General features: G+C 41.1%; 9 protein-coding genes. 3 read left to right on the top strand and 6 right to left on the bottom strand.

Features of this window, described 5'->3' with window-relative positions; translation table 11 throughout:
- Window positions 1–9: 9 nt before the first annotated feature.
- Together HMPREF9965_RS11325 and pflB are read right to left on the bottom strand one after the other, a co-directional pair.
- The gene (locus HMPREF9965_RS11325) at window positions 10–2115 is read right to left on the bottom strand and encodes an ATP-dependent Clp protease ATP-binding subunit (RefSeq protein ID WP_001063361.1); all 2106 of its coding nucleotides are present in this window, start codon (window positions 2113–2115) and stop codon (window positions 10–12) included.
- 417 nt (window positions 2116–2532) lie between these two features.
- On the bottom strand, window positions 2533–4848 hold the full coding sequence (gene pflB / locus HMPREF9965_RS11320; protein ID WP_000260639.1) for a formate C-acetyltransferase: 2316 nt from the start codon (window positions 4846–4848) through the stop codon (window positions 2533–2535).
- A gap of 236 nt (window positions 4849–5084) precedes the next feature.
- On the opposite strand from pflB, the gene dinB reads away from it, so the two are divergent.
- A complete protein-coding gene (gene dinB, locus HMPREF9965_RS11315; RefSeq protein ID WP_000904539.1) occupies window positions 5085–6146 on the top strand; it encodes a DNA polymerase IV in 1062 nt (353 codons plus the stop codon).
- Window positions 6147–6180: 34 nt separating this feature from the next.
- Here dinB and HMPREF9965_RS11310 read toward each other — a convergent pair whose 3' ends face one another.
- Together HMPREF9965_RS11310 and HMPREF9965_RS11305 are read right to left on the bottom strand one after the other, a co-directional pair.
- On the bottom strand, window positions 6181–7026 hold the full coding sequence (locus tag HMPREF9965_RS11310; protein ID WP_000273571.1) for an undecaprenyl-diphosphate phosphatase: 846 nt from the start codon (window positions 7024–7026) through the stop codon (window positions 6181–6183).
- 61 nt (window positions 7027–7087) lie between these two features.
- Window positions 7088–8977, bottom strand: coding sequence for a DUF2207 domain-containing protein (locus HMPREF9965_RS11305; RefSeq protein ID WP_000750668.1), 1890 nt, complete (start codon window positions 8975–8977; stop codon window positions 7088–7090).
- A gap of 134 nt (window positions 8978–9111) precedes the next feature.
- On the opposite strand from HMPREF9965_RS11305, the gene HMPREF9965_RS11300 reads away from it, so the two are divergent.
- Complete coding sequence (locus tag HMPREF9965_RS11300) at window positions 9112–10674, top strand: ABC transporter substrate-binding protein/permease (RefSeq protein ID WP_000732051.1); 1563 nt, start codon at window positions 9112–9114, stop codon at window positions 10672–10674.
- Window positions 10674–11414: an amino acid ABC transporter ATP-binding protein gene (locus HMPREF9965_RS11295; protein WP_001075500.1), complete on the top strand. Its 741-nt coding sequence runs from the start codon at window positions 10674–10676 to the stop codon at window positions 11412–11414. Before HMPREF9965_RS11300 ends, HMPREF9965_RS11295 begins: the two co-directional genes overlap by 1 nt.
- 93 nt (window positions 11415–11507) lie before the next feature.
- Here HMPREF9965_RS11295 and HMPREF9965_RS11290 read toward each other — a convergent pair whose 3' ends face one another.
- Entirely contained in the window at window positions 11508–11723 is a 216-nt protein-coding gene (locus tag HMPREF9965_RS11290; protein WP_001130035.1) for a hypothetical protein, read from the bottom strand.
- 102 nt (window positions 11724–11825) lie between these two features.
- The gene (locus HMPREF9965_RS11285) at window positions 11826–12722 is read right to left on the bottom strand and encodes an SPFH domain-containing protein (protein ID WP_000242875.1); all 897 of its coding nucleotides are present in this window, start codon (window positions 12720–12722) and stop codon (window positions 11826–11828) included.
- Between the last annotated feature and the right edge of the window lie 53 nt (window positions 12723–12775).

The raw sequence follows: 12775 nt of genomic DNA, 5'->3' as shown, positions 1-12775 counted from the left end.
AATCGCGAGTTAGGCTTTTTCACGAATGACCAAGACACCATCTTCCATATCCGCTTCCAGATGTTTAGCATCTAGATGATCCAAGTGGAAGTCCGTCACCTTATCACGGATTTGTTGTTCAACCACACGGCGGAGTGGACGAACACCCATGACTTCGTCATAGCCTTCTTCTGTGATAAAGTCCTTAGCTGCTTGGCTGACTTCCAAATCAATGTCTTTCTTAGCCAAGGTTTGATTGACTTCAGCCAACATCAAGTCCACAATCTTAGAAAGATCTTCCTTATTCAAGTGGGAGAACTCGATAACTGCATTAAAGCGGTTAAGGAACTCTGGACGGAAGAATGGTTTCAAACGATCCATCAATTCTGGTTTATCCGCATCTTCTGTCAAGTTGGCTTCATAGCCAAATCCAGCATTTGATGTTGCGATAATGACAGTGTTTTTAAAGTTAACGGTATTTCCTTGACCATCAGTCAAACGACCATCATCTAGGACTTGGAGGAGAAGGGTAATTACTTGAGGATCAGCCTTTTCAATCTCGTCCAAAAGAATGATAGAGTAAGGATTGCGACGAACACGTTCTGTCAAGGTATTGCTATTGTCATCATAACCCACATAACCTGCTGTTGTACCGATCAGCTTAGATACAGCTGTGCGGTCACTGTATTCAGACATATCCAAACGGATAATCGCATCCTTAGTTCCAAACATATCCAGTGCCAATTGTTTAGCAAGTTCTGTCTTACCAACCCCAGTTGGACCTACGAAGAGGAAGCTACCGATTGGGCGATTGCCTTCATCAAAACCAGCACGGTTACGGCGGATAGCACGAGCCACTGCTTCTACTGCCTTATCTTGGCCGATAACCTTGTGTTCCAAGCGATGGGCCATATCTTTCAAACGTTCGATGTCTGACGCTCCCATTTGTGATACTGGGATACCCGTCATTCGTTCTACAGATTCGGCCACATCATTGACAGTGGCAGTCACTTTCATATCTTCTGTGTGGTTTTCAACTTTTTTCTCTAATTCTGCAATGCGTGTCTTAGCATTGAGAGCTGCTTCAAAGTCCTCTGCCTCAACCGCTTTTTCTTGCTTGTCTTTTTCTGCCTCAATTTCACGTTCAACAGCATGAACATCTGTTACTGGATGTTGAGCTGCCAAGTGAGCCGCCGTTACATCGACAAGGTCGATAGCCTTATCAGGCAAGCTACGTTGAGGAATATATTGGATTGAGTAATCCACTGCTGCCTTCAAGACTTCATCTGGCAAGATAACATTGTGGTGTTGTTGATAGAGGTCACGAATTCCTTGAAGGATTTTAAAGGTATCCTCAGCTGAAGGAGCATTGACCTTAACTTCGTTGAAACGACGAGCAAGAGCTGCATTCTTCAAGATAGTATTACGGTATTCGTCCTGAGTTGTTGCCCCAATAACGGTCAACTCACCACGAGAGAGGGCTGGCTTGAGAATGTCCGCAAGTCCCTTAGAACCACTGTCTCCACCAGTGCTACCAGCACCGAGAATTTGGTGAATTTCATCAAAGAAGAGGATAATATTTCCTGCTTCTTTTACTTCGTTGACTAGATTTTGCACATTTTCTTCAAAGCTACCACGGTATTGAGTACCAGCCTCAAGACCTGAGATATCAATGGAAATGATTTCCTTGTTCTTAATAGCGGCTGGAACATCTCCATTCACAATAGCTTGTGCCAAGCCTTCGACAACTGCGGTCTTACCAACACCTGCATCTCCGACCAGAACAGGATTATTTTTCGTACGACGTGAAAGGATTTCAGATGTTTCTTGAATTTCCTTGTTTCGTCCGATAACAGGATCCAACTTGCCCTCACGAGCTTCCGCTGTCAAGTTACGACCTAGTTTAGCAAGGACACCGTCTTGTTTCATACCTGAAGCGTGTTGTTGCATTTGTGCATCAGATTCTGCATTTCCTGGTAATTGACCAGTTGCACGATAGTGAGCAAATTCCTCAGGTGTCACTTCGCGTCCATTAATCAAGTAGCGACGGTTTTCAGAACTGTATCCTCGCATACCACCCATCAATTGGTTAAACAAATCATCCATGTTGTTAAAGTTATTAAAGTTGTTATTCATATTCTTTACCTCGTTTATTGTTAATTATTTACGATCTCTGATATTGACTATCTTTGACCTTTGTTTTAAAAATTTTAGACTAGCTAACTCGCTACTCTACGTATAATTTCTGGTTTTTCTTTTTAAATAAGCCTTCTATCATCTTCTTTTCAAAATCTGTTAGATTTAACATAGGCCTCACCCCTTTCTAGGGTATCTATCGTACATTTTCAAGAAATAGAATCATTGGAAATGTAGTTTTCTAAGGAATTCATTTTCCTTATGTTTCTACTATATCACATTGGTCAGTAAAAGTCAACACTTTTTTGACTAAATTTGACTATTTTTTAAAAAATTTTTGAAGTCTTGAATAGATAATGTAAGTGCACAAAAAAAGCCAGTCCTATAGACTAGCTTTCTTTCTATTCTAATTGAATCTTAGCTCAATGCGTCATCCATTGAAAGAACTTCGTGGAAGACACGTTGTGTCAATTCAGTTTTTTGTTCTGGAGTGAGGTATTTAGTGTTTACACAGTATCCAGAGATACGAACGATAACATCTTCACCTGACATGATCTTTTCGTAAACATCGTTCAAGTCCATAACGTTCAAGTTAACGTGTTGTCCACCGTTTTCGAAGTAACCATCAAGGATTGTTACCAAGTTATCAACTTGTTCGTCACGAGTCTTACCAAGAGCACGAGGTGATACTTGAGTAGTCAATGAGATACCATCAGCTGCGTAACTGAAGTCAAGGCTAGCAAGTGAATTCAAGTTTTGCAACCATCCACCTTTAGCTTTGTTAGATGGGTTAGCACCTGGTGAGAAGAATTCAAGTTTAGACAAGTTCACAGAACCATCTTCGTTGAGGTATACACCCTTGTGGACTGGTGAGTTACCAGTTTGTTTAGAGTAAGCAACGTTAGATGTGATGGTCAAAAGTGATACTGTAGCTTCTGCGTCTTTGTATAGTTTGTGGCTACGTAGACGAGTTGTGTAAGCTTCGATCAACCATTCTGCTAATTCGTTTGAACGTGGGTCATCTTCACCCCAACGTGGGTATTCACCGATTGTTTCGTAATCGTAGATGTATCCATTTTCGTCACGGATTGGTTTAACTGTAGCGTACTTGATCGCTGACAATGTATCAACAGTGTTTGCAAATCCACAGATACCGAATCCCATGTTGGCACGTTGTTTAGTTGGCAAGAATGCCATTTGAACAGCTTCGTAGTTGTACTTGTCAGTCATGTAGTGGATGATGTTCAAAGCATCTACGTAAGTGTCAGTCAACCAGTCAAGAGATTTTTCAAAGTTCGCTTTAACTGATTCGAATTCAAGAACTTCGTCACGGATAGGATCGATGTCAAATACTTTGTAGTCTTTATGAACATCGTCGTAACCGCCGTTCAATCCAGTAAGAAGAGCTTTAAGAACGTTTACACGAGCACCGAAGTACTGGATGTTGTGGCGTTGTTCTTCGTTTTCTGGGTCAAGTGGTGACACACAACATGAGATACAGCTCATTTCTCCGTATCCGTCTTTAGCCATTGTTGTTACACCTTCGTATTGGATTGAAGAGTGTTTGTGGCTCATATGCATACAGTAGCGACGGAAGTTGTATGGCAATTTATCAGTCCAAAGAACTGTCAAGTTTGGCTCTGGAGAGTTACCGATGTTGTCAAGAGTGTTCAAGAAACGGTAGTCCATCTTAGTAACACGGTGACGACCGTCGTTACCCATACCAGCCATAGAAGTTGTGATGAAAGTTGGGTCACCTGAGTACAATTGGTCATAAGCTTTTGTACGAGCAAATTTAACTGTACGAAGTTTCATAACGAAATCATCAACGAATTCTTGGATTTCTGATTCAGTAAATGTACCACGAGCAAGGTCACGTTCTGCAAAGATGTCCAATACGATTGGCACACGTCCGAGAGATGTAGCAGCACCGTTGATAACACGGCAGACAGCCATGAAGGCGATGTTAACCCATTGGATCGCTTCTTTAACGTTCATCGCTGGTTTACGAACATCAACTCCGTAAAGATCACCCAAGCGAACAACTTGTTGCAATGCTTGGTATTGAAGGTTTACTTCTTCACGAAGACGGATTGTTTCTTCATCAATTTCTTTGATTGCATTCCAGTCGTTTACTTTTTCTTGCATCAAATAGTCTGCCCCGTAAAGAGCAAGACGTGCGTAAACACCGATAATACGTCCACGTGAGTAGGCATCTGGAAGACCAGTTACAGTGTGAGCGTGACGAGCGCGACGGATGTTTGAAGTGTAGGCACGGAAGATACCGTCGTTAACTGTTGTTACGTATTTAGTAAAGATTTCGTGAACAGCTGGGTCTGGTTCGTATCCATTTTCTTTCAAAGTCGTTTCAGCCATACGGATACCACCTTTTGGCATGAAGTTCAATTTGAAGAGTTCATCGTTTTGGATACCGAAGATAACTTCGTTTTCTTTGTCGATAAATCCAGCAGGAATATCAGCAATAGATGTTGGACGAGTGTCCATTGGGAAACGAGTTTCTTCGTAGTGAGCCTTAGTTTCTTCTACAATCTTTTTGATGTGAAGTGAACGTTCTGTTGGTCCAGCAAGGAAGCTTTCATCTCCATCGTAAGGTGTGTAGTTAGCTTGAACGAAGCGAGAAACGCTTGCCTTTTCTTTCCAATCTACGCCTTTGAAGCCTTCCCAAGCTTTGTCAAAAATGTCTTGTGCTTCAACAACTGTCTTAACAACCATGTTAATGTCCTCATTTTTCTTTCTAGCAACAGTCATCTGTTACATTCATGAGATCAGTATACCATACAGTAACCGATTTCAACAAGCGAAAGAAGGCTTTTTTATCACTTTCTTTTCTAATACAGTCTGTTTTTCGGCGCAATCTGTGTTATATATTTGAAAGAGTAAGTACTCTTTTCCATTTTTTCAGAAAAAAAGGTATAATGAATAAAAAATGACATTAGAAAGGAAGCAAAATGCTCATATTTCCATTGATTAACGATTTGTCCAGAAAAATCATCCATATCGACATGGATGCCTTTTTTGCTGCGGTGGAAATAAGAGACAATCCTAAGTTAAAAGGAAAACCTGTCATCATTGGGAGCGACCCCAGACAAACTGGCGGACGGGGAGTTGTGTCTACTTGTAGCTACGAGGCGCGAGCCTTTGGCATTCACTCTGCCATGAGTTCTAAAGAAGCTTATGAGCGTTGTCCTCAAGCCATCTTTATCTCCGGAAATTATGAAAAATACAAAACTGTGGGACTTCAGATTCGAGCTATTTTTAAACGTTATACTGATTTGATTGAACCTATGAGTATTGACGAAGCCTACTTGGATGTAACAGAAAATAAACTCGGTATCAAGTCAGCTGTTAAAATTGCCCGATTGATTCAACAAGATATCTGGCAAGAACTGCACTTGACTGCTTCTGCTGGCGTTTCTTACAATAAATTTTTAGCTAAAATGGCCAGCGATTACCAAAAACCACATGGTTTGACAGTCATCCTCCCTGACCAAGCCCAAGAATTTCTCAAACAAATGGATATTGCCAAATTTCATGGTGTAGGTAAGAAAACAGTAGAAAAGCTTCATGAAATGGGCATTTATACTGGTGCAGACTTATTGGACGTCTCAGAAGTTACTTTAATCGATCGCTTTGGCAGGCTTGGTTATGATCTTTATCGAAAGGCTCGTGGTATTCACAATTCTCCAGTCAAGTCCAATCGCATTCGTAAGTCCATTGGCAAGGAGAAAACCTATGGGAAGATTCTTCGGGATGAAGAAGACATCAAAAAAGAGCTGACTCTTCTCTCGGAAAAGGTAGCTCTCAATCTCAGTAAGCAAGACAAAGCTGGAAAAATCATCATCCTAAAGATTCGTTACGCTGACTTCTCCACTCTAACTAGGCGGAAAAGCCTCCCGCAAGCTACACAGGACGCTAGTCTGATTTCTCAAATTGCCCTTCAACTCTACGAAGAACTAGCTGAAAAAGAGAAAGGCATTCGTCTACTAGGAATTACAGTGACAGGATTTTAAAAAGCTTGAAGGAATCTCCCTTCAAGCTTTTTTCTTATACAAATAAACGCACAAAACTATAGAGCAACAAGACACTACCGAGTACGATACGGTATTTCCCAAATAGTGTAAAGTCGTGCTTCTTCACATAGCTGGTCAAGAAACGAATAGCAACCATGCTGACCGCAAAGGCTACTCCCATAGCAACCAAGAGCAGGAATAATTGCCCAAAACTCAAGAGCTGACCTGCCTTAATAAATTTGAAAATCTTTAAAGCACTAGCTCCGAACATAACAGGAATTCCGAGATAGAAGGTAAACTCCGTTACAACAGAGCGGCTTGTTCCATTCAACAAACCACCGACGATAGTAGCACCTGAACGGCTCGTTCCTGGAAAGAGGGCGAGGACTTGGAAGAGTCCAATGTAAAGGGCTGTTTTATAAGGCAACTTGTCTAAATCAGTTACTGTTGGCTCAATAGCTTGGGCCTTATTTCTTTTTTCAAGATAGATAAAGGCAACACCATAGATAATCAACATAATGGCAACCGAAACCATGTTATGGAAGTTGGCATCAAACCAATCATCTAGTTTAAAAACCAATAGTAAAGGCAAGGTTGCAACGAGAACTTTTGACCACAATTGCCAAGTTCTACGAACTTCTACCTTAGTTTTACCAGGTTTGAAAGGATTAAGCTTGTTAAAGTAAATCACCATAACTGCTAAAATAGCTCCCAGCTGAATGACAACATTAAACATAGACATGAAGGCTTCATTCTGGTCCTTGTATTGGACAAATTCTTCAACCAGGATCAAGTGGCCAGTACTTGATATAGGCAACCATTCTGTAATTCCTTCAACAATCCCAAAAAAGATTGACTTCAAAATTTCAATAAAATACATACATTACTCCTTTTTCTGTCCTCTATTATAGCATAATTTCGGATGTTGCGATAGATTTTTTCTAGAAGGCTCCGATACTACCACCGCCTCCGCCTCCTGAGAATCCTCCGCCAGAACTTCCACTTCCAGAAGAGACGGAGTAGGTACTTGCTGTGTTTGCAATACTAGCATAGTGACTCATTTGAGCAGTTGAATGATAAAACATACTGTGCCAGCCATAAGCTACGTAAAGATTGATATCTGGGTTCTCAACTTGAATCTGATAAGATTTCATCAAATGACTCACCTTGTCCGCATAACCAAATAAAGTAGCATAGACAAGGAGGCGATTCCAAAGAACAATACTCTCTAATTCGGCCTTGTCTAGATGGGCGATATCGCGAAGCATGTTTTCAAAACTAGTCCAGAGATAGTATGCTTCTAGTCCTTCTTCGTTTAAAACACCATCACGAGTATCAAATCGGGTCGTCCAATAATAGACGGCAGCTAACATCAAGCTCACAAACCCAAGGATAGGAAGTGGCAGAGAAAGGTACCCGTGAGCATCCAAACTATACAAGAACCAGCCAAAACCAACGAAAGCAGGTAGAAGCGTAGAGACACCTATCGTCAATCGCAGGATTTTTTCCCCATTACTCAGTGGACGATAATAATCTGGAAGTTGCAAAGAGGAAACCCGCTTTCTCACCCCATCCTGCATCTGCTTCAGAGCTTGCTCGAAAGAAGACTTAAGCTTACGTCCTGTTTTCTGAATCCTTTTTTCATCAGCTGCTTTGGCACCTTGGTAAAGACTAGTTGACACTTGGTAATCTGCAAACAAATCTGAAACAAGCACTTCTTCTCTTCCTGAAAAGGCCAAATTAAGGCAATCTTTTTCAAAACTTGCCAATCCTTTTTCTTTTACGACTTTTAGACGGACCTCATCTCCATTTGAGATGATTGAAACATTTCCACGGTCAATCACATCCAATAAAGTGGCCTGAACGAGTTGGTCAAAGGTGAACTTCCCTCCTCCCTTGGTCAAGGGGCTGACTTCCTCTAAAGAAGTAGAGTAAACAGCTTCCGATAAAACCATCGGTTCTAAGTCCATTGGCGGTTCATAGAGACGGTGATTTTTGGCATATTTCTTCGATGGGAAGGTTTTTCTTCTGTAAATGTGGTAGAAAATGGCACTTAAGACTAAAGAAATCGAGAGCAGTAAAGGGATGATCCACATAGCCAGAGCTTTACTTTGAGCTTTTTCAGCAGTGATGGATTCCTCTATTTTTTCAAATTCTGCTAAACGATTGCCTTTCAGTCCCTGATCCAAAGCTGTTTCAAAATCTTTTCTAGGCCAATAGGCATGCAATTCAACCCCACGCTGACGAGGTAGGTTCTGTAAATGAACACGATAAACACTATCTATCTTCTCTACCTTGCCCTCTGTAAAGAGTTTCCCTGTATGAAAGAAAAGTTTTTCTGCTCCATTAAAGCCCGTTACTCGAAACTCAAAATTTTCGATAGGTTCTGAACTATCCGTCAGAGGTTGCCAATTAAGTTCCGCGATATCATCATATAGAAATAGGAGATTTTTTAATTGCCATGTGATTACCACTTCAACGGTATCCCCTTCTTGGCCTGGATTATACACTTTTACAGTATAACCTTCCGATTCTTCTATCACTTCACTATTGACATTCTCAATGGCACTAGCATTTTTCCATACCTGAACCTTTGGACTGGAATCTATTTCAAAGCCCTTTGGCATCTTACCAGAACGGCCAAGTCCTACTAGTTGTCCATTAAAATCCTCATCAAAATGATAGACTACTTTCTCCCTGAATTCTGCTGTATTATCTGCATGAATATACAAATCGCCTTGATAAGAGCGAATCTTGAAATCAACCGCAAAAACAGAGAGTGGTAAAATACAAAACAAGCTAAATAAAAGCACGAAAAAAGTCTTTTTCACAACACAAGCCCCCCTTTTTATCTTCGCTATCATTATATCATTTTTTAAAAGTAAAGGCTTACTTGTATTGAAAATCTCACTATTTTTAGATACAATAGAGAGAAGTCATTTTTAGACTAGAAATAGGAGAAAACATGAAAAAATTATGCTTATCTATCCTTGCTAGCCTAGCCCTTACCTTAGGACTAGTTAGCCAAGTCCAAGCCGACGAATATTTACGCATCGGGATGGAGGCAGCTTACGCCCCCTTCAACTGGACCCAAGACGATGATAGTAACGGTGCTGTTAAAATTGACGGTACCAACCAATATGCCAATGGCTACGATGTCCAAATCGCTAAAAAGATTGCCAAAGATCTAGGTAAGGAACCTTTGGTCGTTAAAACCAAGTGGGAAGGACTTGTTCCTGCTCTTACTTCTGGCAAAATCGATATGATCATTGCAGGTATGAGCCCAACGGCTGAACGTAAACAAGAAATTGCCTTTTCAAGCAGTTACTATACTAGTGAACCTGTTCTATTGGTCAAAAAGGACTCTGCCTATGCCAACGCCAAATCTTTAAACGACTTTAGCGGGGCAAAAATCACTTCTCAACAGGGTGTTTACCTTTATGACCTGATTTCTCAAATTCTAGGTGCCAAAAAAGAAACAGCTATGGGAGACTTTGCCCAAATGCGTCAAGCTCTAGAGGCTGGTGTTATTGATGCCTATGTTTCTGAACGACCTGAAGCAATGACCGCTGAATCTGCCAACGCTAAGTTCAAAATGATTCAACCCCAACCAGGTTTCAAAACTGGCGAAGAAGACACCGCTATTGCCATTGGTCTTCGCAAGGACGATAGTCGCATCAGTCAAATCAATGCCAGCATTGAAACCATTTCTAAGGACGAACAAGTAGCCCTCATGGATCGCATGATTAAAGAGCAACCAGTGGAGGCGACAACAACGGAGGAAGAAAGCAGCTTCTTTAGTCAAGTCGCTAAGATTCTTTCTGAAAACTGGCAACAACTCCTGCGTGGTGCCGGTATCACACTCTTGATCTCCATTATCGGGACCATAGCAGGGCTTATTATCGGGCTTGCAATCGGAGTCTTCCGTACAGCCCCTCTGTCTGAAAACAAGACAATCTATAGCTTGCAAAAACTACTTGGCTGGATCCTCAATGTCTATATTGAAATTTTCCGTGGTACGCCAATGATTGTTCAATCGATGGTTATCTACTACGGTACAGCACAAGCCTTCGGAATCAACCTTGACCGTACACTGGCTGCTATCTTTATCGTCTCAATCAACACGGGTGCCTACATGACAGAAATCGTCCGTGGAGGTATCCTAGCAGTCGACAAGGGACAATTTGAAGCCGCAACTGCTCTTGGTATGACCCATAATCAAACCATGCGCAAGGTTGTCCTCCCTCAGGTCGTTCGCAATATCTTACCTGCTACTGGTAATGAGTTTGTCATCAATATCAAAGATACCTCTGTACTGAATGTTATCTCTGTGGTGGAACTCTACTTCTCTGGTAATACTGTGGCCACCCAAACTTATCAATACTTCCAGACATTTACAATCATCGCCGTGATTTACTTTGTCCTCACTTTCACAGTGACCCGTATCTTGCGCTTCATCGAAAGACGCATGGACATGGATACCTACACTACAGGTGCTAATCAAATGCAAACGGAGGACTTGAAATAATGAATCAACCCATTCTTGAAATTAAACACCTCAAAAAATCCTATGGACAAAACGAAGTCTTAAAAGACATGTCTCTATCAGTCCACAAAGGAGAGGTTATCTCCATCATCGGCAGCTCAGGAAGCGGAAAATCAACCTTCCTACGTTCTATCAATCTACTTGAAACACCTACTGAGGGGGAAATTCTCTACCGCGGACAAAACGTCCTTGCAAAAGGCTATGACCTTACTCACTATCGTGAAAAGCTCGGAATGGTTTTTCAATCCTTCAATCTCTTTGAAAATCTCGATGTTCTCGAAAATACGATCGTCGCCCAAACGACTGTCCTTAAACGAGAACGCTCTGAAGCTGAAAAAATTGCCAAAGAAAATCTTGAAAAAGTTGGCATGGGAGAACGCTATTGGCAAGCCAAACCAAAACAACTCTCTGGTGGCCAGAAGCAACGTGTGGCCATCGCACGCGCCCTCTCCATGAATCCTGACGCCATCCTCTTCGACGAACCAACATCTGCCCTTGACCCAGAAATGGTCGGAGAAGTCCTTAAAATCATGCAAGACCTGGCTCAAGAAGGTCTGACTATGATCGTCGTCACCCACGAAATGGAGTTCGCCCGCGATGTCTCACACCGTGTCATCTTTATGGATAAGGGTGTCATTGCCGAAGAAGGCAAGCCAGAAGACCTCTTCACGAACCCTAAAGAAGAACGGACACGAGAATTTCTTCAGCGCTATCTCAAATAACAAACAAAGGCTGCATAAAATATGCAGTCTTTTTACTAACTCTTTTCAAAACAAAAGGCAGATCCATTTTAAGAATCTGCCTGTAAGCCTAATTTAATCTTCAAATTTTTCATGATTCTTGTCATAAAAATCAATCAAGCCTAGGGCTGTTTCAAATGAAATATTTTTCACTTTTGCACGACCTTGTGCCAAAGCAATAATTGACATTTCACGTGCATTTGTTTCCTTAGAGATACGGTAACCTGTGATTTTCTTATCACGAACCCAGCCAACAACTGATTCTACTTTTTCAAAGTTTGATTTAGCCATGTTCTTCTCCTATTTTGTTCTTTACGATACTGAAATATATCCATTCTTTTAGGATTATCCAAAAAAAACATCTACTTATTGAAAACAAATAATGAATTGTTATTACTTAGCTTTTAAAGCTGATAATATGCTTGTTCGTATATCTTCAACTCCATCAGGATTTGCTGGTAGGAAGATAGTGTTATTGCCCTTATTGTCTGCGAAATTATTCAAAGTATCCAAATACTGATTTGTTAATAGAATGGACATAATCTGGGCTTCCGTGAGTTCAACATTGGCTCCTTTTAATTCTTGAATAGAATCAGCAAGTCCGTCAACAATAGCCTTACGCTGTTCTGCAATCCCTACCCCGTGTAGGCGATCTTTTTCTGCCTCTGCTTCTGCCGCTGTCACGATTTTAATCTTATCTGCTTCTGCAAGTTCTTGCGCAGCGACTCTCTTACGTTGGGCAGCGTTGATTTCGTTCATTGATTGTTTTACTTCGGCGTCAGGCTCAACCTTCGTAATCAGTGTTTTTACAATGATGTAACCATATGTAGACATTTCTTCTGCTACTTGTTTTTGAACTTCTAATGCGATTTCATCTTTTTTCTCAAATAGTTCATCCAAGGTCAATTTCGGTACAGACGAACGCAAGGCATCCTCAATATAGGATTTGATTTGAGCTTCTGGTCTCATTAGTTTATAGTAAGCATCTGTGACATTGTTCTCATTCACTCGATACTGGGTCGCCACATTCATGGTCACAAATACATTATCTTGTGTTTTTGTTTCCACGATGATCTCACTTTGCAATAGACGCAACTGCACCCTGGCCGCAATTCTATCAATTCCAAAAGGTGCTCGTACATGAATACCACTATTACTCAACTTTTGGTATTTACCAAAACGCTCGATAATAGCGACAGACTGTTGCCTTACAACGTACACAGAGCTGACAATAATCGCTGATGTAATCAGCACTAGAATAAAGAGAACAAGTAAAACATGTAAAACCATGGGAATCTCCCCCTTTCGTCACAATCATTATAGCATCATTATAGGAAATTGGC

Origin of the sequence: Streptococcus mitis bv. 2 str. SK95 (genome assembly GCF_000222705.1) — a bacterium.
Lineage (GTDB): Bacteria > Bacillota > Bacilli > Lactobacillales > Streptococcaceae > Streptococcus > Streptococcus mitis_AY.
The sequence above is the reverse complement of the archived record's forward strand: the minus strand, read 5'-3'. Positions and strand labels throughout refer to the sequence as shown.